Annotated in this window: 20 protein-coding genes; 7 read left to right on the top strand and 13 right to left on the bottom strand. The window is 66.2% G+C overall.

Translation table 11 applies throughout. The annotated features are described in order from the left end of the window. Window positions 1–51: 51 nt before the first annotated feature. The 8 genes from rseP to rpsB all read right to left on the bottom strand — a co-directional run bounded on the left by rseP (window position 52) and on the right by rpsB (window position 7,638). Window positions 52–1,389: an RIP metalloprotease RseP gene (gene rseP / locus ACZ9AQ_RS04830; RefSeq protein WP_429202373.1), complete on the bottom strand. Its 1,338-nt coding sequence runs from the start codon at window positions 1,387–1,389 to the stop codon at window positions 52–54. Window positions 1,390–1,405: 16 nt separating this feature from the next. Beyond that, window positions 1,406–2,593, bottom strand: a complete 1,188-nt coding sequence (ispC, locus tag ACZ9AQ_RS04825; RefSeq protein WP_429202375.1) for a 1-deoxy-D-xylulose-5-phosphate reductoisomerase — start codon at window positions 2,591–2,593, stop codon at window positions 1,406–1,408. 12 nt (window positions 2,594–2,605) lie between these two features. Continuing rightward, complete coding sequence (locus ACZ9AQ_RS04820) at window positions 2,606–3,436, bottom strand: phosphatidate cytidylyltransferase (protein ID WP_429202377.1); 831 nt, start codon at window positions 3,434–3,436, stop codon at window positions 2,606–2,608. Next, window positions 3,436–4,185 carry a polyprenyl diphosphate synthase gene (gene uppS / locus ACZ9AQ_RS04815; protein WP_429202379.1) on the bottom strand — a complete coding sequence of 250 codons (750 nt, stop codon included), beginning with the start codon at window positions 4,183–4,185 and terminating at the stop codon, window positions 3,436–3,438. Before uppS ends, ACZ9AQ_RS04820 begins: the two co-directional genes overlap by 1 nt. A 137-nt stretch (window positions 4,186–4,322) precedes the next feature. Beyond that, window positions 4,323–4,883 (bottom strand): ribosome recycling factor, encoded by a 561-nt coding sequence (gene frr, locus ACZ9AQ_RS04810; RefSeq protein ID WP_429202380.1) that lies wholly within the window; start codon window positions 4,881–4,883, stop codon window positions 4,323–4,325. A gap of 28 nt (window positions 4,884–4,911) precedes the next feature. Further along, window positions 4,912–5,628, bottom strand: a complete 717-nt coding sequence (gene pyrH, locus ACZ9AQ_RS04805) for a UMP kinase (RefSeq protein WP_429202382.1) — start codon at window positions 5,626–5,628, stop codon at window positions 4,912–4,914. A 183-nt stretch (window positions 5,629–5,811) separates the two neighbouring features. Beyond that, a complete protein-coding gene (gene tsf / locus ACZ9AQ_RS04800) occupies window positions 5,812–6,720 on the bottom strand; it encodes a translation elongation factor Ts (RefSeq protein ID WP_429202384.1) in 909 nt (302 codons plus the stop codon). A gap of 168 nt (window positions 6,721–6,888) precedes the next feature. Next, window positions 6,889–7,638: a 30S ribosomal protein S2 gene (gene rpsB, locus ACZ9AQ_RS04795; protein ID WP_005667508.1), complete on the bottom strand. Its 750-nt coding sequence runs from the start codon at window positions 7,636–7,638 to the stop codon at window positions 6,889–6,891. Window positions 7,639–7,923: 285 nt separating this feature from the next. On the opposite strand from rpsB, the gene map reads away from it, so the two are divergent. From map to ACZ9AQ_RS04780, 3 genes are read left to right on the top strand one after another with little or no spacing between them, the layout of a single operon-like run. Beyond that, a complete protein-coding gene (gene map / locus ACZ9AQ_RS04790; RefSeq protein ID WP_429202386.1) occupies window positions 7,924–8,769 on the top strand; it encodes a type I methionyl aminopeptidase in 846 nt (281 codons plus the stop codon). A gap of 9 nt (window positions 8,770–8,778) precedes the next feature. Continuing rightward, window positions 8,779–11,361 carry a [protein-PII] uridylyltransferase gene (locus ACZ9AQ_RS04785; protein ID WP_429202388.1) on the top strand — a complete coding sequence of 861 codons (2,583 nt, stop codon included), beginning with the start codon at window positions 8,779–8,781 and terminating at the stop codon, window positions 11,359–11,361. A gap of 34 nt (window positions 11,362–11,395) precedes the next feature. Then, entirely contained in the window at window positions 11,396–12,142 is a 747-nt protein-coding gene (locus ACZ9AQ_RS04780; RefSeq protein WP_429202389.1) for a pseudouridine synthase, read from the top strand. Here ACZ9AQ_RS04780 and ACZ9AQ_RS04775 read toward each other — a convergent pair. The 4 genes from ACZ9AQ_RS04775 to ACZ9AQ_RS04760 all read right to left on the bottom strand — a co-directional run bounded on the left by ACZ9AQ_RS04775 (window position 12,139) and on the right by ACZ9AQ_RS04760 (window position 16,263). After that, window positions 12,139–13,149: an aldo/keto reductase gene (locus ACZ9AQ_RS04775; protein ID WP_429202391.1), complete on the bottom strand. Its 1,011-nt coding sequence runs from the start codon at window positions 13,147–13,149 to the stop codon at window positions 12,139–12,141. The genes ACZ9AQ_RS04780 and ACZ9AQ_RS04775 overlap by 4 nt on opposite strands. Window positions 13,150–13,288: 139 nt before the next feature. Further along, window positions 13,289–14,941 carry a hybrid sensor histidine kinase/response regulator gene (locus ACZ9AQ_RS04770; protein ID WP_429202393.1) on the bottom strand — a complete coding sequence of 551 codons (1,653 nt, stop codon included), beginning with the start codon at window positions 14,939–14,941 and terminating at the stop codon, window positions 13,289–13,291. A 254-nt stretch (window positions 14,942–15,195) separates the two neighbouring features. Next, window positions 15,196–15,726 carry a hypothetical protein gene (locus ACZ9AQ_RS04765; protein ID WP_429202394.1) on the bottom strand — a complete coding sequence of 177 codons (531 nt, stop codon included), beginning with the start codon at window positions 15,724–15,726 and terminating at the stop codon, window positions 15,196–15,198. A gap of 120 nt (window positions 15,727–15,846) precedes the next feature. Next, complete coding sequence (locus ACZ9AQ_RS04760) at window positions 15,847–16,263, bottom strand: secondary thiamine-phosphate synthase enzyme YjbQ (protein WP_429202395.1); 417 nt, start codon at window positions 16,261–16,263, stop codon at window positions 15,847–15,849. A 14-nt stretch (window positions 16,264–16,277) separates the two neighbouring features. Here ACZ9AQ_RS04760 and ACZ9AQ_RS04755 point away from each other — a divergent pair, with 14 nt between their 5' ends. The 4 genes from ACZ9AQ_RS04755 (at window position 16,278) to ACZ9AQ_RS04740 (ending at window position 18,815) form a co-directional block, all read left to right on the top strand. Continuing rightward, entirely contained in the window at window positions 16,278–16,547 is a 270-nt protein-coding gene (locus ACZ9AQ_RS04755; protein ID WP_429202396.1) for a hypothetical protein, read from the top strand. A gap of 78 nt (window positions 16,548–16,625) precedes the next feature. Continuing rightward, a complete protein-coding gene (xth, locus tag ACZ9AQ_RS04750) occupies window positions 16,626–17,411 on the top strand; it encodes an exodeoxyribonuclease III (protein WP_429202398.1) in 786 nt (261 codons plus the stop codon). A 99-nt stretch (window positions 17,412–17,510) separates the two neighbouring features. Beyond that, entirely contained in the window at window positions 17,511–18,086 is a 576-nt protein-coding gene (locus ACZ9AQ_RS04745; protein ID WP_429202400.1) for an MliC family protein, read from the top strand. Window positions 18,087–18,188: 102 nt separating this feature from the next. Further along, entirely contained in the window at window positions 18,189–18,815 is a 627-nt protein-coding gene (locus ACZ9AQ_RS04740; RefSeq protein ID WP_429202402.1) for a LysE family translocator, read from the top strand. A 33-nt stretch (window positions 18,816–18,848) separates the two neighbouring features. Here ACZ9AQ_RS04740 and ACZ9AQ_RS04735 read toward each other — a convergent pair whose 3' ends face one another. Then, on the bottom strand, window positions 18,849–21,260 hold the full coding sequence (locus tag ACZ9AQ_RS04735; RefSeq protein WP_429202404.1) for a glycoside hydrolase family 31 protein: 2,412 nt from the start codon (window positions 21,258–21,260) through the stop codon (window positions 18,849–18,851). Window positions 21,261–21,607 lie beyond the last annotated feature (347 nt).

The raw sequence follows: 21,607 nt of genomic DNA, 5'->3' as shown, positions 1-21,607 counted from the left end.
TATTCTGCGCCGGGCATTTCCGCGCCAGGTTCCGGGAGCGAATGCGGGCCGCTAGAGCAGCCGCACCAGGTCATTGAAGACGGCGAGCGCCATCAGCATGAACAGCAGGCCGACCCCGGCGCGCTGCGCGAACTCGCCGACGCGCGCAGGAAGGGGACGCCCGGTCAAAACTTCCAGCGAATAATACAGTAAATGGCCACCATCCAGAACTGGAATTGGTAACAAATTCATTACTCCTAAGCTGATACTAATAAAGGCGATGAACTGTAAATAGCTTACGAGACCTATTCTTGCAGTCTGCCCGGCATAGTCGGCAATGGTAATCGGACCGGTCACATTCTTCCATGATGCTTCCCCGGTAATCATCTTCCAGATCATCTTGAGGGTCATCACGCTGGTGTCCCAGGTGCGCTCGGCCCCGCGCGCAATCGCCTCGAACGGGCCGGACGTCACGGTCACCATCTGCGGGGCCTGGGCCACCATGGCCTTGATCACGCCGCGGCCATTCGGGTCCGCCTCCGGCGCCAGCGACAGGGCCACGACCCGGCCGTCGCGCTCGACCTCGAGCGCCAGCGGCTTGCCGGGCGCCGAGCGCACCGCCTCGATGAAGGCGATGCCGTCGACCACCGGCTGGCCATCCATGCGCAGCACCAGGTCGCCCTCGCGCAGGCCGGCGCGCTGCCCTGCCCCATCCGGCAGCACCTTGTCGATGCGCGGCTGCGGACGCCACAGGTCCAGGCCCAGTTCGGCCATCACGTCGGTGTCGACGTCGAGCCGGCCGACCACCGCCGCCGGGAGCGTGGCGGCATAGACCCCGCCGTGGGCGCCGCGCAGTTCCAGGCGCAGGTCGGATTTGTCGACCGCCGCATGCACGACCTGCCAGCGCAGTTCGGACCATGAGCGCACCGGATTGCCGTTCGCGGCGACGACGGTATCGCCGCCGCGCACGCCGGCCTTGGCCGCCTCGGACGCCGCCGGCGCCTCGCGCAGGCGCGCCGACGGTTCGTCCACGCCATGCATGTACAGCGCGGCCATCAGGCCGATCGCCAGCAGGAAGTTGGCCAGCGGGCCGGCGGCCACGATGGCGATGCGCTTCCAGACGTTCTGGCGCGTGAACTCGCGAGCCAGATCGGAATCGTCCACCGGCGCCGTCTCGGGGTCGCGCGCATCGAGCATCTTGACGTAGCCGCCCAGCGGCAATGCCGACAGCGCCCATTCGGTCTGGTCCTTGCCGAAGCGGCGCGACCAGACCACGCGGCCCATGCCGACCGAGAAACGCAGCACCTTGACGCCGCAGGCGCGCGCAACCAGGTAGTGGCCCAGCTCGTGGATCACGATCAGGGGACCGAGCGCCAGCACAAAGGCCAGCACGGTGTAAAGCATGGTCATGGCGGATTCCGGGAAGTCAGCGCGGCAAGCCTGGCGCGAGGTTCGAGACGGCGTCGTTCGCGGCCGCGCGCGCGCGCGCGTCCTGGGCCAGCACCGCCTCGATCGACGGGGCCGGGCCGTGCGGCACGACGTCGAGCGCGTGGCGAATCACGCGGTCGATGTCGCGAAAACCGATGCGGCGCTCGAGGAAGGCTTGCACCGCCACCTCGTTGGCCGCGTTCAGCAGGGCCGGCGCGGTGCCGCCCGCGCGTAACGCGTCAAACGCGAGCGCCAGGCAGGGGAAGCGCTCGAAGTCGGGCGCGAAGAACTGCAGCGCGGCCATTTGCGTCAAGTCGAGCTGGGCCACGCCCGAATCGATCCGGTCCGGGTAGGCCAGCACATTGGCGATCGGGGTGCGCATATCGGGGTTGCCCAGCTGGGCCAGCACCGAGCCGTCGACGTAGGACACCATCGAGTGGATCACGCTTTGCGGATGGATCACGACTTCGATCCGGTCGGCCGGCGCGCCGAACAGCCAGTGGGCCTCGATCACTTCCAGGCCCTTGTTCATCATGGTGGCCGAGTCGACCGAGATCTTGCGGCCCATGACCCAGTTCGGGTGCTTGCAGGCTTCGTCGGGGGTCACGCTGCCCAGCGTGTCGACGGCGCGGTTCAGGAACGGGCCGCCGGAGGCGGTCAGCAGGATCTTGGCCACGCCGCAGCCGTCGGGCGCGCGCCCATACGAGGCCGGCAGCGCCTGGAAGATCGCATTGTGCTCGCTGTCGACCGGCAGCAGGGTCGCCTTGTGCTCGCGCACGGCGTCCATGAACAGCTGGCCGGACATCACCAGCGCTTCCTTGTTGGCCAGCAGGATCTTCTTGCCGGCGCGCGCCGCGGCGAGCGTCGGCGCGAGGCCCGCGGCGCCGACGATGGCGGCCATCACGATGTCGGTGTCCGGGCTTGACGCGATGTCGCACAACGCCTCCTCGCCGTATTCGACGCTGGTCGGCAGGTCGGCGATCAGCGCCGCGAGTTGCGCGGCGGCATTAGCGCTGCCGACCACGGCGCGCTGCGGGCGGAACTGGCGGCAGGCGGCGGCCAGTTCTTCCACCCGCGAATGGGCGCTGAGGGCGTGGACGCGGTAGCGGTCGGGATGGCGCGCCACCACGTCGAGGGTCGAGGCGCCGATCGAACCGGTGGCACCCAGGATGGTAATGCCTTGCATGGGAACTTCCTTCTAGAGCCGGGTGGCGATCAGGGCCGCCAGCGGCAGGACCGGCACGAGTGCGTCGATCCGGTCCAGCACGCCGCCGTGGCCGGGCAGCAGATTGCTGCTGTCCTTCATGCCGGCGCGGCGCTTGAGCTGGGATTCGAACAGGTCGCCGACCACGCTGGCGACGACAATGAGGGCGATGACGGCCAGCATGCCGGCCCAGCCGAAGCTGGCCTGCACGCGCACCGCGAAGGTGTTGGCGAGCAGCTCACCGCCGAACAGGACGGTGATGGATGCCAGCAGCAACGTCACGATGCCGCCGCCGATGGCGCCTTCCCACGACTTGCCGGGCGAGATCGACGGCGCGAGCTTGGTCTTGCCGAAGGTCTTGCCGCACACATAGGCGAAGATGTCGGCCGACCAGACGATGACGAGCACCGACAGCAGGAACAGCGCCGAATACTGGAACAGCATGACGATGGCGGCGAAGCACGCCACCAGCGCGATCGCGTACAGCAGGCTCAGCAGCGTGTTCGGCGTGGTGGCCAGGGGCGGCAGGCCGAGCTTGAGCGTGGGCGCGAATCGCAATGCCCATAGCAGCGCGCCGATCGCGAACCAGAAGGTCGGGTCGCCCTGCGCGCGCATGAAGAAGGCGTAGGCGAAGGCGAGGGTCCAGGCCACGGCGATGGCGACCGCGCTCTTCGCGCCCGGGTTGAACAGGCGGAAACACTCCCAGATCGCCGCCCCGAAGAAGAGCGAGGCGACCACCGCGAACGCCGTGGGGTTGCTGGAATACAGCACCGGCAGCAGGACTGCCAGCAGGACGAGCGCGGTGAGGATCCGGGTCTTGAGCATCAGTTGGTCTTTTTCGCGACTTGCGCGCTGGTCTGGCCGAAGCGCCGTTCGCGCCTCTGGAACGAGGAGATCGCCTCGTCCAGCGCCTCGGGCGTGAAATCGGGCCAGAAGGTGCTCGTGAAATACAGTTCGGAATACGCCAGCTGCCACAGCAGGAAATTCGAGATGCGTTCCTCGCCGCCGGTCCGGATGAACAGGTCGGGTTCGGGCGCATACGCCATCGCCAGGTGGGGAGCCAGCATTTCCTCCGTAAATTCGGTTACGCCGGGGTTGGCCTGCACCATCTTCCCCGTTGCCTGCATGATATCCCAGCGGCCGCCATAGTTGGCGCACACGGTGACGGTGAGGCGGGCATTGCCGGCGGTTCGGCGCTCGGCATTGGCGATCATCTCTTGCAGCTTGGGATCGAAGCGGCTCAGGTCGCCCACGACTTTCAGGCGGATTTGATTGGCGTGCATCTTCGCGACTTCGCGCTCGAGCGCCGTCACGAACAGGCGCATCAGCAGCGAGACCTCATCGGCCGGACGGCGCCAGTTCTCGGACGAGAAGGCGAACAGGGTCAGGTATTCGACCCCGCGCAGCACGCAGGCCTCGACGATGCCGCGCACGGCTTCCACGCCCTTGACGTGGCCGGCGACGCGCGGCAGCAGGCGTTTGGTGGCCCAACGGCCATTGCCATCCATGATGATGGCGATGTGGCGCGGCACGGCGATCGTGTCGGGAACGGCGGTGGTCGAACTTTTGAACATCTTGTATCCAGCGGGGCTGCGCCCAGGTGCATGCGCGGTGCGCAAATAGCCAATCAGAATTGGACAATCATAAGGTAGGCGGACCGGCCGCGGCAAGTTGCCGGGGCCGGTCCGCGAGAAAGCCGTCGAGCCCGACCTTACACCGTCAGGATTTCCTTCTCTTTCTCGGTCAGCAGCTTGTCGATGTCGGCCACGGCCTTGTCGGTCAGCTTCTGGATCTCGTCCGAGGCGCGGCGCTCGTCGTCTTCCGACGCGGTCTTGTCCTTGACCATTTTCTTCAGCGCTTCGTTCGCGTCGCGGCGAATATTGCGCACGGCAATCTTGGCATCCTCGCCTTCCGACTTGGTCAGCTTGACCATTTCCTTGCGGCGCTCTTCGGTCAGCGGCGGGGTCGGCACACGGATCATGTCGCCCTGCGCCGACGGGTTCAGGCCCAGGTCGGCGTCGCGGATGGCTTTCTCGATGGTGCTCGCCATTTTCTTTTCGAACGGCTGGACGCCGATGGTGCGGGCGTCGACCAGGGTCAGGTTGGCGACCATCGGCAGCGCGGTCGGGGTGCCGTAGTATTCGACCATCACGTGGTCGAGGATGCCGGTGTGGGCGCGGCCGGTACGGACCTTGGCCAGGTCGGCCTTCAGGGTCTCGATGGACTTGGCCATGCGCTCTTGCGCGTTCTTTTTGACGTCAGCCAGGGACATGCTGCTCTCCTTGTTGTTCAGTAATATTTTAAACGTGTACCAGTGTACCTTCGTCTTCGCCCATGATCACGCGGGTGAGCGCGCCGGGCTTGACGATGGAGAACACCTTGATCGGCAGTTTCTGGTCGCGGCACAGCGCGAAGGCGGTGGCGTCCATCACCTGCAGGTGCTTGGCGATGGCTTCGTCGAACGTAATGTTCTCGTAGCGGGTCGCATTCGGGTCTTTCTTGGGGTCGGCGCTGTAGACGCCATCGACCTTGGTGGCCTTCAGGACGATCTCGGCCGAGATCTCGGCGCCGCGCAGCGCGGCGGCCGTGTCGGTGGTGAAGAACGGGTTGCCGGTGCCGGCGGCGAACACGACGACCTTGCCCTCTTCCAGGTATTGCAGGGCTTTCGGACGCACGTAAGGCTCGACCACCTGCTCGATGGCGATCGCCGACATGACGCGGGCGGTGATGCCCACGTGGCGCATGGCGTCGGCCAGGGCCAGCGCGTTCATGACGGTGGCCAGCATGCCCATGTAGTCGGCGGTGGCGCGGTCCATGCCCTGGGCGCCAGGGGCGACGCCGCGGAAGATGTTGCCACCGCCAATCACGACCGCCACCTGCACGCCCAGCTTCGCCACTTCCGCCACGTCGGCCACCATGCGCTCGATGGTGGCGCGGTTGATGCCGAACGGGTCGTCGCCCATCAGCGCTTCGCCAGACAGTTTCAGAAGGACTCGTTGGTAGGCTGGTTTTGTCATGGAAGCGGCTCCTAATTAATGTTTCGAATTCGTGTCTGGCCAGCACCTCGTCGGTGGGCCTCATCAGTCCTGCGATTGATGGATTGTACGGCGTACGCCTCGTCAGGAGCGCGATGCAGGGTGGACCGGAGGGGCGCCCCGGCCCATCCTGCAAAAACGGGCCTTGCGGCCCGTTCTAGTTGATTACTGCTTGTTTGCAGCCATCTGGGCTGCAACTTCTGCTGCGAAGTCGTCGACCTTCTTCTCGATGCCCTCGCCGACCACGTACATGGTGAACGCCTTGACGGTGGTGTTCGATGCTTTCAGGTATTGCTCGATCGACTGCTTGTCGTTCTTCACGAATGCCTGGTTCAGCAGCGACACTTCTTTCAGGTACTTCTGCACCGAGCCGTCGATACGCTTGGCGACGATCTCGTCCGATTGCGGCTGCTTGCCTTCGGCGACGGCCTTCTCGGCGTCTTCCTTGGCCTTCAGTTCGGCGACCGAACGCTCTTTCTCGATCATTTCAGCTGGCACTTGCTCCGACGACAGAGCAACTGGCTTCATGGCAGCGATGTGCATGGCCAGGTCCTTGCCGACTTGCTCGTCCGCGCCGTCGAAGTCGACGATGACGCCGATGCGGGTGCCGTGCAGGTACGACGCCAGCTTGCCGGTGGTTTCGAAACGCTGGAAGCGACGCACGGTCATGTTCTCGCCGATCTTGCCGATCAGGCCGGTACGCACGTCGTCGAAGGTCTTGCCGTCGTGCGGCAGTGCCGCGAGGGCGGCGACATCGGCCGGGTTGTTCTCGGCGACCAATTTGGCGGCCAGGTTGACCATGGCCAGGAATTCTTCGTTCTTGGCGACGAAGTCGGTTTCGCTGTTGACTTCGACCAGCGCGCCGACGTTGCCGGAGATGTAGGTTGCCACGACGCCTTCGGCGGTGATGCGTGCCGATGCCTTCGATGCCTTGCCGCCCAGCTTGACGCGCAGGATCTCTTCAGCACGACCCATGTCGCCTTCGGCTTCGGTCAGTGCTTTCTTGCATTCCATCATCGGCGCGTCGGTCTTCGCGCGCAGTTCGCCTACCATCGCTGCAGTAATCGCTGCCATGTTGATTCTCCTAAATATTTTATCCGGGGTTGCAGGTCGTTATGACAACGCCCCACAGTATTCAGCTTAAAAAAAGGGGGGCTCGTGCATGCGGCGCCCCCTTCGATGTGTCAGCGAGCGCTGAGAGCTTCCCCCCACCTACCGGGAGAGGCTCCGACCCGCCGTCACTTATGCCTGCTCGGAAACTTCGACGAAGTCGTCGCCGCCAGCCTTGACCATTTCAACGACTTCGTTGGTGGCGTTGGCGCGGCCTTCCAGGATCGCATCGGCAACGCCGCGTGCGTACAGGGTGATCGCTTTCGACGAGTCGTCGTTGCCCGGGATGACGTGGGTCACGCCTTCTGGCGAATGGTTGGTGTCGACGATGCCGATGACCGGGATGCCCAGCTTGCCGGCTTCGGTGATGGTGCCCTTGTGGTAGCCGACGTCGACGACGAAGATCGCGTCAGGCACGCCGCCCAGGTCCTTGATGCCGCCGATCGACTTTTGCAGCTTTTCCATTTCGCGCGAGAACAGCAGCGCTTCTTTCTTCGACATCTTCTCGACCGAACCGTCTTCGACTTGCGCTTCCATGTCTTTCAGGCGCTTGATCGAGGTCTTGATGGTCTTGAAGTTGGTCAGCATGCCGCCCAGCCAGCGCTGGTCGACGTAAGGCACGCCGGCGCGCTGCGCTTCAGCGGCGATGATGTCGCGCGCCTGGCGCTTGGTGCCGACCATCAGGATGGTGCCGCGGTTGGCCGAGATCTGCTTGATGGTCTTCATCGCATCCTGGTACATCGCCATGGTTTTTTCCAGGTTGATGATGTGGATCTTGTTGCGATGACCGAAGATGAACGGCGCCATCTTTGGGTTCCAGAAACGGGTCTGGTGGCCGAAGTGAATACCGGCTTCCAGCATTTCGCGCATAGTAACGGACATGTGATTCTCCAGGGTTGGGTCTTGAATGTGGCCAGTCACCAGTCAGGCACCCTTTTAGGGCCACATTCGCGATTTCAATAAGATTTCAATAAAATTAAAGCTACTTTTTACAACATTGCTCGATGCGAATCCGAGCAACCCGAGATTCTAGCGGGATTTGCCGTTTTGTTCAAGCATGACGTGGCGCTGGCGGCGGGGGCAGCCCTGAGGAAGGAATGTTTCCTCTATAATGGACCCTTATTGCACAGACTTATCGCATCGACTACCGCAGGATACGAATTCCCTATGGCCTCCACTCCCAAAACTCTTGACGAAATCGAAGGCATGCGCATTGCCTGCCGCCTCGGCTCGGAAGTGCTCGACTATATCACTCCGTTCGTGAAGCCCGGCGTCACCACCGGCGAACTCGACCGGCTGGCGTACGACTACATGGTCAACGTCCAGGGCACGACCCCGGCGACCCTGAACTATGCCCCGCCGGGCTACCCGCCCTTCCCCGGTTCGATCTGCACCTCGCTCAACGACGTGATCTGCCACGGCATCCCGGGCGAGCGCGTGCTGAAATCGGGCGATGCGCTCAACATCGACATCACGCCGATCACCAAGGATGGCTACCACGGCGACAACAGTCGCATGTTCCTGGTCGGCGAGCCGTCGATCATGGCGCGCCGCCTGTCCGAGATCACCTTCGAATGCATGTGGCTGGGCATCGCCGCCGTCAAGCCGGGCAAGCACCTGGGCGACATCGGCCATGCGATCCAGCAGCACGCCGAAAAGGCCGGCTACAGCGTGGTGCGCGAATTCTGCGGCCATGGTGTGGGCCGCGTGTTCCACGAAGAGCCGCAGGTGCTGCACTACGGCCGCCCGGGCACCCTGGAAGAGCTCAAGCCCGGCATGATCTTCACCATCGAGCCGATGATCAACGCCGGCCGCCGCGACATCAAGGAAATGCCGGACGGCTGGACCATCAAGACCCGCGACCGCAGCCTGTCGGCCCAGTGGGAACACACGGTGCTGGTCACCGAGTCCGGGGTCGAGGTGCTGACCATGTCGGCCGGCAGCCCGCCGCCGCCCGCCATCGTGCTGCCGCTCCTGAGCCCGGGCGCGGTCCCGAGCCTGGCCGCGGCCTGAAGGAAGCCCATGGGACAGGCCGCCCTGCTCGACTCCGCCCGCGCCACGCTGCGCCAGCGCCTGAAGAACGAGCGCCAGCTGGTGTTTCAGGCCTTCCACGAAGACGGCAAGCCCGAGAAGCTCCTGCGCGGCCTGCGCCAGGTGGTCGACGGCGTCCTGCTCGACGCCTGGCAGGCCGCCGGCCTGCCGGAGCATACCGCCCTGGTGGGCGTGGGCGGCTACGGGCGCGGCGAACTGTTCCCCTATTCCGACGTCGACCTGTTGATCCTGCTGGGGCAGCCGGCCGACGCCATCACCCAGGCGCGCCTGGAAGGCCTGGTCCAGTTGCTGTGGGACCTGGGCCTGGAGATCGGCCACAGCATCCGCACCGTGGACGAGTGCCTCATCGAGTCCGCCGCCGACATCACCGTCCAGACGAGCTTACTGGAGGCGCGCCTGGTCACCGGCAGCGCGCCGCTGTTCGAGGAACTGCAGCGGCGCTACCGCGACGCACTCGATCCGCAGGCCTTCTTCCAGGCCAAGACCGCCGAGATGCGGCTGCGCCACGCCAAGTACGAATACACCGCCTTCGCGCTCGAACCCAACGTCAAGGAAAGTCCCGGCGCGCTGCGCGACCTGCAGGTGATCCTGTGGGTGGCCAAGGCCGCGGGTCTTGCCGACACCTTCGGCCAGCTCGCCACGCGCGGCCTGATCACGCGCATGGAGGCGCGCCAGCTGATGGAAAAGGAAAGCGCCTTCAAGGACATCCGCATCCGGCTGCACTTACATACGAAAAGGCGCGAAGACCGGCTGGTGTTCGACGTCCAGACCGCGATCGCCGGCACCCTGGGCCTCACCGCCAGCGGCGAAGGCCCGGACGCGCGCCGCGCCAGCGAATTCCTGATGCAGCGCTACTACTGGGCCGCCAAGACCGTCACCCAGCTCAACACGATCCTGCTGCAGAACATCGAAGCGCAGCTGTTCCCGCAGCCGGCGGTGGCCTTCCCGATCAGCGCCCGCTTCACCCAGGTCGGCAGCCTGATCGACATAGTGGCCGACGATACCTTCGAACGGCATCCACCCGCCATCCTCGAGCTGTTCGTGGCGATGACCGAACGGCGCGAACTGAAGGGATTGAGCGCGCGCGCCACGCGCGCCCTGTGGCACGCGCGCACGCTGATCGATGATGCCTTCCGCGCCGACCAAGGCAACAAGGCATTGTTCCTGCGCGTGCTGCAGGCGCCACGCGGCCTGGTGCACGCGCTGCGCCGCATGAACGAATTCGGCATCCTGGGCCGTTACCTGCCGGCTTTCCGCAAGATCGTCGGCCAGATGCAGCACGACCTGTTCCATGTATATACCGTGGACCAGCACATCATGATGGTGGTGCGCAACCTGCGCCGCTTCACGATGCCGGAACACGCGCACGAATATCCGTTCTGCAGCCAGCTGATCGCCGACTTCCACGATCGCTGGCTGCTGTACGTGGCGGCCCTGTTCCACGACATCGCCAAGGGCCGCGGCGGCGACCATTCCAAGCTCGGCATGACCGATGCGCGCCAATTCTGCGACGCCCACGGCCTCTCGATCGAGGACACCGAGCTGGTGGTGTTCCTGGTCGAGCAGCACCTGACCATGTCGACGGTGGCGCAGAAGCAGGACCTGTCCGACCCCGACGTGATCCAGGCCTTCGCCGCCGTGGTCAAGGACGAACGGCATCTCACCGCGCTCTACCTCCTGACGGTGGCCGACATCCGCGGCACCAGCCCCAAGGTGTGGAACGCCTGGAAGGCCAAGCTGCTGGAAGACCTGTACAAGGTCACCCTGCGCGTGCTGGGCGGCGAGCCGCATAGCGCCGACCGCGAGCTGCGCATGCGCCAGAAGGAAGCGCTGGCCACCCTGCGCCTGTTCGGCCTGGACGCCAACGCCCACGACGCGCTGTGGAAGCAGCTCGACGTGGCGTACTTCTTGCGCCACGACGCCTCCGACATCGCCTGGCAGACGCGCGCGCTGATCGACAAGGTCGACGCCGACAACCCCGTGGTCAAGGCGCGGCTGGCGCCGATCGGCGAAGGCCTGCAGGTGGCGGTCTACGTCAAGGACCAGCCCGACCTGTTCGCGCGCATCTGCAGCTACTTCGACCGCAAGAACTTCAGCATCCTGGACGCCAAGATCCACACCACGCGGCACGGCTACGCGCTGGACAGCTTCCTGGTGGCGGACGAGAACTTCGCCGGCAGCTACCGCGACATCATCAGCCTGATCGAGCACGAGCTGTACACGCAACTGCTGTCGCAAGAGCCGCTGCCGCCGCTGGTGCGGGGACGCCTGTCGCGGGTGGCGCGCACCTTCCCGATCACGCCGACGGTCGAACTGCGGCCGGACGAGCGCGGCCAGTTCCATGTGCTGTCGATCGCGGCCAACGACCGCATGGGCCTGCTGTACGCGATCGCCAGCGTGCTGGCGCGCTACCGGCTGAACCTGCACACGGCCAAGATCATGACCCTGGGCGAGCGCGTCGAGGACGTGTTCCTGATCGATGGCGCGGCCCTGAACAATCCACGCACCCAGCTCCAGCTCGAGACCGACCTCCTCGATGCACTGAAGGTCTAGTGATTCACCTCTTTTTACAGTAAAGCTTTTCCAGATGACCGAACCGCTCCGCCTCTCCAAACGTATGTCCGAACTCGGCCTGTGCTCGCGCCGCGAAGCCGATGAATGGATCGCCCGCGGCTGGGTGCGGGTGGGCGGCAAGGTCGTCTCGGAACTGGGCAGCAAGGTGCTGCCGACCCAGCGCATCACGGTCGAGCGCCAGGCCGCGGCCGAGCAATCGAAACGCGTGACCATCCTGATCAACAAGCCGGTCGGCTACGTCAGCGGCCAGGCCGAAGACGGCTACACGCCGGCCGTCGCCCTGATCAAGCCCGAGAACCGCTGGGCGGACGACCCGTCGAAGGAGCAGTTCCATCCGACCCAGCTGCGCAGCCTGGTGCCGTGCGGGCGGCTGGACATCGATTCGGTGGGTTTGCTCGTGCTGTCGCAGGACGGCCGCGTCGCCAAGCACCTGATCGGCGAGACCACCAGCGTCGACAAGGAATACCTGGTGCGGGTGCAGTACACCAAACCGGGCAAGCTGCCCGAGAGCGACCTGAAAAAACTGAATCACGGCCTGTGGATGGACGGCAAGCCGCTGCTGCCCGCCAAGGTGCGCTGGCAGAACGAGGACCAGCTCAGTTTTACCCTGCGCGAAGGCAAGAAGCGCCAGATCCGGCGCATGTGCGATATGGTGGACCTGAAGGTGGTGGGCCTCAAGCGCGTGCGCATCGGCAAGGTCAAGCTGGGCAACCTGCCCGAAGGCCAGTGGCGTTACCTGGCCCCGGACGAGCAGTTCTAAGCGCCTCGCAGCGCCGGCTTGCCGTCCGGTAGCGGCGCTTCCCTGGCCAGCAGGCCCTCGGCCTTCAGCTCTTCCCAGAACGCCGGCGCGATGGCGATGTTCATCAAGGCCGCATTGCGCTGCAGGTGCGCCACGCTGCTGGCGCCGGGGATGGTGGCCGCCACCACCGGATGGGCCAGGCCGAACTGCAGCGCCGCCGCCGGCAGGTCGACGCCATGGCGCGCGGCCACCTGGCGCAGCCGCTCGCGGCGCGCGATCTTGTCTTGATCCGCCGGGGCGTAGTCGTAGTTCGGGCCGCCGGCCAGGAAGCCCGAATTGAACGGCCCGCCCAGTACCACCCTGGCGCCGCGCTGTTCGCACAGCGGGAACAGCTCGTCCAGCGGCGTGGTTTCCATCAGCGTGTAGCGCCCGGCCAGCAGGAAGATGTCGGGGTCCGAGTCGCGCAGCGCGCGCAGGCACGGGTCGATCGTGTTCACGCCCATGCCCCAGCCCTTGATCACGCCCTCCTCGCGCAGCCTGACCAACCCTTCGAAGGCGCCGCCGCGGCCGGCCGCGATCGCGTAATGGTGCTCGTACTCGGCCTGGCTCAAGCGGTCCGGCGACAAGTCGTGCACATAGACGATGTCGATGTGCGACAGCGCCATGCGCTGCAGGCTGTCCTCGATCGAGCGGCGCGCGCCGTCGGCGGTGTAGTCGTCGATGCGCCGGAACGGCAGGCCGCCCACGAACGGCGCCGCGATCTCGGGCGTCTCGCTCGGCGCCAGGATGCGGCCGACCTTGGACGACAGCGTGTATTCGTTGCGCGGACGGCGCCGCAGCGCCTGGCCGAAACGGTGCTCGGACAGGCCGGCGCCGTAGTGCGGCGCGGTGTCGAAATAGCGGATGCCGGCATCCCAGGCGGCATCGACGGTATCGTGCGCCGCCTCGTCGCTGGTCTCGTGGTACATATCGCCAAGGCCGGTGCCGCCCAGGCCCAGGCGCGTGATGGGTTGGTAACGCTGTGTCATTGCTCTGTCCTTTCGCGACGACTCATGAAGGAACAGATTCTGCCTGCCGCACGGCGACGCCGGCGCACGCCAGCGGCGGCGCAACAGTTGGCGCAAAACGTGACGCAAACAAGCGGCGCTGCTCCGGCATGCGCCGGCGTCAGGCCGCGCGCCGGCTCTCGATCTGCACCAGCGCTGCGCCCAGGACCTCGAGATCGACCGGCTTGGCGAACAGGTCGTGAAAGCCCGCCGCGAGCGCCCGCGCCCGGTCTTTCTCCTGCGCATACCCCGTCACCGCGATCAGGATCGCCTGCGACGCGCCGGGCTGCGCGCGCAGCGCCGCGGCCAGCTCGTAGCCGTTCATCTCGGGCAGGCCGATGTCGAGCAGGCAGACGTCCGGACCGAAGTCCGGCAACACCGCCAGCGCGTCGCGCGCGCTGTGCGCGATCAGCACCGTATGCCCGAGGGTTTCCAGCAGCAGCGACAGCGTGACCGCCGCGTCCTCGTTGTCGTCGACCACGCCGATGCGCAGCGCCGGCATAGTTGCGCGCGGCGGGTTGCGGTCGCGCGCGCGCCGCTCGACCTGGTCGCGCGTCGACAGCGGCAGGCTGACATGGAAGGCGCTGCCCTTGCCAGGACCATCGCTGCTGGCGCTGACCGCGCCCCCGTGCAGCCTGAGCAGGCTGCGCACCAGCGCCAGGCCGATGCCGAGCCCACCCTGGCTACGGTCCAGGCCGCGCGCGCCTTGCGCGAACAGGTCGAAGGCGCTGGAGATCAGTTCGGGCGACATGCCGATGCCGTCGTCGCGAATGTCGACCGCGAGCGCGCCGCCATCCGTCGTCAGGCGCACCGCGATGTGACCGCCTTCGAGCGTGTACTTGGCGGCGTTGCTGAGCATATTGGTCATGATCTGGACCAGGCGCTTGCGGTCGCCCACCACGATGGCGCGCGCCGGCGGCAGGTCCAGGGTCAGGCGGTGCTGGTGCTTCTCGATCAGCGGGCGCACCTGTTCGATGGCGTCGGCGACGACGTCCTTGAAATCGAGCTCGCGCAACTCGAGTTCCACCTTGCCACGGGTGACGCGCGACACATCCAGCAGGTCGTTGATCAGCGACGTCATGTGCCCGGCCTGGCGCGCCACGATCTCGCTGGCGCGCTGCACCATGACGGGATCGAGGTGAAAGTTGGACAACATCGTGGCGGCCGAGACGATCGGCGCCAGCGGATTGCGCAGCTCGTGCGCGAGCATGGCGAGGAATTCGTCCTTGCGCTGGTCGGCCTCGCGCAGCGCCGCGATCAGGTTTTCCTGCTCGGCCATCGCCTTGCGCAGCTCGATCTGGCTCATGACCTGGTGCGCCAGCGTGGCCAGCACGAATTGCTCCTGCTCGCTCAAGCCCTGCGGTCGCGGCTTGTCATCGAGCACGCACAAGGTGCCGAGCGCAACGCCGTCGCGCGTCTTGAGCAGGGCGCCGGCGTAGAAGCGCAACCCGGCATCCTTCGTCACCAGCGGATTGTCCCTGAAGCGCGGATCCTCGCGCATGTCGGGCACGATCATCTGCTCCTCCTCGAGCAGCGCGAAACGGCAGATCGAGTCGTCCAGCGGCATTTCGCGCCTGCCCAGGCCGATCTCGGACTTGAACCATTGCCGGTCGCGCGCGATCAGGTTGACCGCGACGATCGGCGCGGCCAGCAACTGGCTGACCAGGCGCACGACATCGTCGAACGAACGCTCGGGAGGCGTGTCGAGGATGCCGTAGGAATCGAGGACGGCGAGGCGCGCTTCTTCATCGAACGTGGCGGTGCTGGACGTCATGGCTGGTCGGAAGTGGCGAAAAACGGCCGGGAACACGCCGGCTGGCCATCAATTATAGGAAGAAAGCGCAGCGAACGGCCACACCAGAGGTCGGTCCAGGCCCGTCCCTCCCGGTCCGGGGCCGAAGCCCGAGGCTCAGGCGCCAAAACGTTTTGCCCTCGCGGCGATCCAGATTACGGCCACCAGGACCGACAGCGGGGTCAGGAAGATCGCGGTGAACAGCAGGAAAGGATGGTTCCTGACAGGCGGCTCGCTCAGGCCACGCCCGGACGCAGCCTGCGCCACAGCGCGCGCGCCGCGGCATGCACCAGCCAGGAAAACAGCGCGATGATGGCCCCGAACATGGCCGGCAGGATCGGGCCGGCCACGACACTCATGGCCAGCGCAAAGCCCAGCAGGTATTCGGCGTGCCACAGGCGCACCACGAGGGCCAGCGCCAGCAGGCCGAAGAACACGTAATCCACCACGGGACTGCCGGCCGCGAACAGCGCCGCCAGCATGGCGCCGTAGGCCAGCGCGCACAGGAAGCCGACCAGGGCCGCGCGTCTTGCCGGCCCCCCCGCCCCGGCGGCGCGGCGCTCGACGCGCCCCACCGTCCACCAGGTCAGCAGCGGCACCAGCAGCAGGCCCCACCAGTTGGACACCGCGGGCAGGTCGGGATTGGCCAGCAGGTGATGCGACGCCACGCCGCCATGCAGATACTCGCGCGCGAGCAGGGCCGTTTCGGCGCACAGCGCGACTAACGTCAGGAGGGTACGGCGACGGCTGGCGGTGGCGGCGGTCATGGTTTTTTCCGGACGTGGACGGGCTCGATCGCCTCACGTTACCAGAAGTCGCGGGGCCGCTCTACGCCGCAGCGAATTTTATGCCGCCGGCATGATCTGCGGACGGCCAGCGTGCACGGTTCAGCCGCCCAGCACCGTGACGACCACCCGGCGCCGGTGCGGCGCCGTGCGGTGTTCCCACAGGTAGACGCCCTGCCAGGTGCCAAGCAGCATGCGCCCTCCCCCGAGCGGAATCGTGAGCGCGGTGTCGGTCAGCATGGTGCGGCCGTGGGCCGACATGTCGTCCGGCCCTTCGGCGTCGTGGCGATAGGCCGGATCGCCGTCAGGCGCCAGGCGCGCAACGATGGTTTCCAGGTCGCGCCGCACGTCGCCGTCGGCGTTTTCGGTGAGCAGCAGCGAGCAGCTGGTGTGCTGCACGAAGACCTGGACCAGGCCGCATTGCACGCCGGATGCGGCGACCACGGCGGCCACATCGCGCGTGATCTCGCGGGTACCGCGGCCGCCGGTCGAAAACTCGAGGATGGTCTGGTGCGCCATGCTGCCGCCTTGTGATGAAAGCCGAAGGCCTTCATCATAGCAGCGCGGCGGATTCTCGCAACGGCCAGTCGCGGCGGCGCTCGGCCAGGATCTGCTGCGCGCGCGGGTGTTGCGGCTTTGGCGAAGAATGCTTGCGGCGTGGCCTGTTCCCGGATCTTCCCCTCGGCCAGGAGCCAGACCCGGTCGCCGACGTCGCGCGCAAAGTGCGCCAGGCAGGCCCGCTCGAGCGGTTGCCTGGCGTGCTCGCGCGCCTGAACCTGCGTCGCCAGTTTCAATTGACATAGCGGCGCACCAGGCAAGCGACCCGTGCGCCTGATGCTGCAAATTGTTGCCATAATGACCTCAACTCGATCGGAGAAGCCATGCTCGTCGTAACCTACAATGTCAACAGCATCAATAGCCGGCTGGATGCCCTCATCCAGTACCTCGGCGAGCGCCAGCCCGACGTCGTCTGCCTGCAGGAGCTGAAGGCCCCGCAGGACAAATTCCCGCTGCAGGCGATCGAGGACGCCGGCTACCACGCGCTCTGGCACGGCCAGAAAAGCTGGAACGGGGTCGCGATCATCACCCGCGAGCCGGCGCAAGAGGTGCAGCGCGGCCTGCCGGGCGACGAGACCGACGAACAAAGCCGCTACATCGAGGCGGTCTACAAGGGCATCCTGATCGCCGGCCTCTACCTGCCGAACGGGAATCCGGCGCCGGGGCCCAAGTTCGACTACAAGCTGGCCTGGATGGAGCGCCTGCGCCTGCGCGGCCTCGAACTCCTGGCGCAGGGCGTTCCCGCGGTGCTGGCGGGCGACTTCAACGTGATCCCGACCGAGCGCGACGTCTACAAGCCGGAGCGCTGGGTCGACGACGCCCTGTTCCGTCCCGAGACCCGCGCCGCCTTCGAGCGCCTGATCGACCAGGGCTGGCTCGATTCGCTGCGCGCCATCCACCCCGACGAGACGATCTACACCTTCTGGGATTACTTTCGCAACGCCTTCGGGCGCGACGCCGGCATCCGCATCGATCACCTGCTGCTCAGCCCCGCACTGCAGCCGGCGCTGAAGGATGCCGGAGTCGACAAGTTCGTGCGCGGCCGCGAGAAGCCGAGCGACCATGCGCCGACCTGGGTCGAACTCGATCTGGCGAAGGTCACGGCGTAGGACTCAGCTCCAGCGGCCGTCCCCAGGGCCCATCTCCATCGGTGCTGCACGACGCAGCGCCGCCACCACCATCGCATTCGATACAATAAGGAGCACACCATGAAACGTTACCTCATCGCCGCCGCCGTCCTGGCCCTGCCGCTGGGCGTCCAGGCCGTCTCGATGCCCGGCTTTTGCGCCAGGGGCATCGGCAGCGCCGAAGCCAAGATCTGCCAGCATCCCGGTTCGGCCGAATCCGAAGGCCTGGTCTTCGCCCTGTACCGCGCCGCGCTCGAAAAGCTCGACGCCGGCGCCAGCAAGGAACTGCAGGAGCGGCACACCAAATGGTGGGACGGCGTGAAGGAGTGCGCCGAAGCCAAGGACATGAACGGCTGCATCAACAACGCCTACGGCAGCCGCATGCTGCAGCTGCAATCGACCTACAAGCTGGTCAAGACGACCGGCCCGGTCGCCTTCACCTGCGGCGACGGCAGCAAGATCAGCGCCACCTTCCTCGACACCACGCCCGCCTCGATGGTCGCGGTGCGCGACAAGGAACACGTGCTGCTGCGCGGAGAACGGACCGCCAGCGGCATCGCCTACGGCAACCGCAGCGAAGAATTCAAGGAACACCAGGGCAAGGTCACCATCAAGTGGGGCGCCAATGCCAAGGAACTGAGCTGCAAGAAGTCGTAAGACTGCAGGCCCGCGCCGCCCGAACGGGGGAACATGCGCGGGCGAACATGCGCGGGCGAACATGCGATAAGCTGTTCGCCCGTTTCTTTTTTCGACACGTCCATGCTCTCGCCCGAACAGCTCTTCGGCTTTCTCGCCGCCGCCATCCTGATCACCCTCTCTCCCGGCCCCGACAACCTGATGGTGCTCAGCACCGGCATCGCCAAGGGCCGCCTGCGCGGCATCGCCTTCGGGCTCGGGTGCGCTTTCGGCTGCATCAGCCATACCGTGCTGGCCGTGATCGGCGTCAGCGCGCTGATCGCGGCCTCGCCAGCGGCCTTCACCGCGCTCAAGGTGGCGGGCGGCCTGTACCTGATCTGGATGGGATGGGGCGCGATCAGGAGCCGCGGCGGCGCGCGCGTGACCACCGCCGGCGCATCCGGCGAGCCGGCAGGACGGCTGTTCGCCAAGGGGCTGGTGGCCGCGGCCATCAATCCCAAGGTGGCGCTGTTCTTCCTGTCCTTCCTGCCGCAGTTCGTGGTGGCGGCGCGCGGCGACGCCAACCTGCAGATCGGCCTGCTGGGCATCGTGTTCACGCTGCAGGCGGCCGCCATCTTCGGCGCGCTCGGCTATTTTTCGGGAGCGATCGGCCAGTGGCTCAACCGCACGCCCACGGCCGGCATGTGGCTGGACCGGATCGCGGGGGCAGTGTTCATCGGGCTGGGACTGCGCCTGATCGTGGCGCGTTAAAGAAGCGCGGTGCGACAGACCGCGCTGTCGTCGTTACAGTTCGATGGCGACCTGCGCCGCCTGGCCCTGGCGCGCCGGGACCCGCACTTCGAGCAGGTGCTGCTGGGCGTTGAACACGAAGCGCGCGGCGCGGCCGTCGACCGTCACGCCACGTGGCTTCGCCTTCACATTGTGCACCTTGAGCGCGAAGGCCCGTTCCTTTGCCGCCATCGCCTTGCCGGTCTCGGTCTTGAAGCCGATCTCGAGCCGCCTGTCGGCGAATCGACTGTCGAAGCGCACGATCTCGTACTTGCCCTGCGCATGGGCGTTCGCGGTCTCGCCGTCGTCGTCGTACAGCTTGCCGTTCGAGGCGGCCACCGACGCGTCGTGGTAGTAGTGCAGGTCGATCTCGCGGCCGGTGTAGTCGCGCGTGGTCTGCACCACCTTCGCCATCGGCACGAAGGCGCCGGCGCGCACATAGACCGGGATGTGGGCCTCGACCGGCTTCACCGTCTCGAGGATGCCGCCCTGGTGCGCGCGGCCGGTATGGAAGTCGAACCACACGCTGCCGCTGTTCGGGAAGTACACCTCGGCGCGGGTGGCGCCCGGATGGACGATCGGCGTGACCAGGAAGTCCGGGCCCCACAGATAGGTGGTCGAGCGCTCGGCCGGCTGGGCCGGATCGGCCTCGACGAACATCAGGGGCCGCATCAGGGGCATGCCGGTCTGCTCGTTGTCGAAGGCGATCGTGTAGTTATACGGCAGCATCGCATAGCGCAGCCATACCGCCTCGCGCGCCAGGACCTTGGTGCGCTCGGAGCGGAACACCGGCTCGGACGCCACCGCCTCTTGCGCATGCGGACGGAACACCGGCTGGAACACGCCATACTGCAGCCAGCGCACGTACAGCTCGTCGTCCAGCACCGCGCCGGCAAAGCCGCCGAGGTCGGAGTGCATATAGGCCAGGCCCTGCATGCCCATCTGTAGCGAGATCTCCATCTGCGACTGCAGGCCGCCCCAGCTGCGCGCGACGTCGCCCGACCACGGGATCATGCCGAAGCGCTGCGAGCCGGAGTAACCGGCGCGCATCAGGATGAAGGGCCGCTCGTTCGGGAATTCCTGCCTGTAGCCATCAAAGATCAGGCGCGCCCAGTCGTGGCCATAGACGTTGTGCACCTGGTCGGCCGAGCCGGTGGCGTGCTGCAGGCTCGACGGGTGCACCTCGGGCTCGCCCAGGTCGCCCCACCAGCCGGTGACGCCGCCCTTCTTGAGGTCGCGGTAGATGCTCCACCACCAGTCGCGGCCTTCCTTCTTGTAGATGTCGATCAGGCCCGTGTTCCCGAAATAGAAGTCATACGTGTAGGGCTTGCCCGCCTTGTCGGTGGCCAGCACGCCCTTCTCCACCGCTTCGCCCCAGCGCTTCGACGTGGTCAGCACGAACGGTTCGGTGACCACCACCGTCTTGACGCCCCGGGCCTTGAAGTCGGCCATCATTTTTTCTGCGTTGGGGAAGGTGTCGCGGTCCCAGGCCAGGTTGCCCATCGTGCCCTGCACCGTCTTGCCGAACCAGTAGAGGTCGAGAATGACGGCGTCGAGCGGAATCTTCTCTTGCGCGAACTTGTCGACCACGGCGCGCGTCTCGGCTTCGGACTTGTAGCCGAAGCGGCTGGCGAAGTTGCCGAAGGCCCAGCGCGGCGGCAGCGGCTGGCGGCCGGTCAGGCCGGTGTAGCCGGCCATCAGGTGGTCCCAGCTGTCGCCCGCCACGACCTGGTAGGTCTTGCGTCCGCCGATCACCTCGTAGCGCAGGGTGCCGTCGTTGCGGCTGTCGAAATCGAGCCAGCCGGTCTGCGGATTGTCGAAGTGGATCGCATATTTCTTGGACGACAGCGCCACCGGAATCGTGTAGTTGAGCAGCTCGGAGCGCTCGGCATAGCCGTAATGCGCCTTGTTGTACAGCTGGAAGCGGTGGCCGCGGCGGTTCATGCCGACCGCGCGCGCGCCGGCGCCGTACAGGGCCTCGCCGTCTTCCAGCGCGAATTCGATGACGTCCATGCCGTTGGCGCGCTGCACGCCCCCCTTTTCGGCCACCAGCGGCTTGCCCTTGTAGGCGTAGCTGATTCGGAACGGCTGCTTGTCGATCATGACGCTGATGCCGCCGTCGACCGCGTAGGTGATGCGGCCGCCCTCGTCCCTGAACGTGGCCTGCACCTGCACCGGCGCCAGGATCACCGCGTGCGAGGCCGGATCGAAGCGCTCGCCCTTGGGAATGAAGGTGGTCTCGACGATCGTGCTCGAATACGGCTTGATCAGGTAGCGGCCGTCGTTGGTCGCGATCTCGAGGGAATTCTGGTTGCGCGTGACGCCGGCCAGCTGGCGTTCGGCGTTCTGGGCGAGAGCGAGCGGGCTGGCGGCAAGCGGGATGGCTGCAATGCAGAGCGCCAGGCGGGCAATCGGGGCTTTGGTCATGTCTTCGTTATCGTTGTTGTGAAAGTGCAGGCGATAAGCATGACAGAATTCCGCCGGATCAGACAGTCTTGACGCAAACGCAACGCCCCGTGCCGCCCGGGCAGACGCGGGGCGCTGAAGACAATCTGAAGAAAGCGCTCGCCAGGCTCGGTTCGACCCCAGCGCCGGCTGCATCAGGCGGCCCTGGCCGTCGGCGCGCGCGTTGGCGACGACGACGGTGCGGCCATCCGGGTCCTGGGCGAGCACGGCCACCGCTGGCGTGCTCAATTCGTCTTCGCCCTGGTTCTCGCAGCCCGGCACCAGCTTCGAGATGCCGGTACAGGCGGCCGCTGGCCCCCTTGATGTCC

It is taken from the genome of Massilia sp. UYP34, assembly GCF_056279385.1.
Note: the sequence above shows the minus strand (reverse complement) of the source record. Positions and strands in the feature narration are given on the sequence as shown.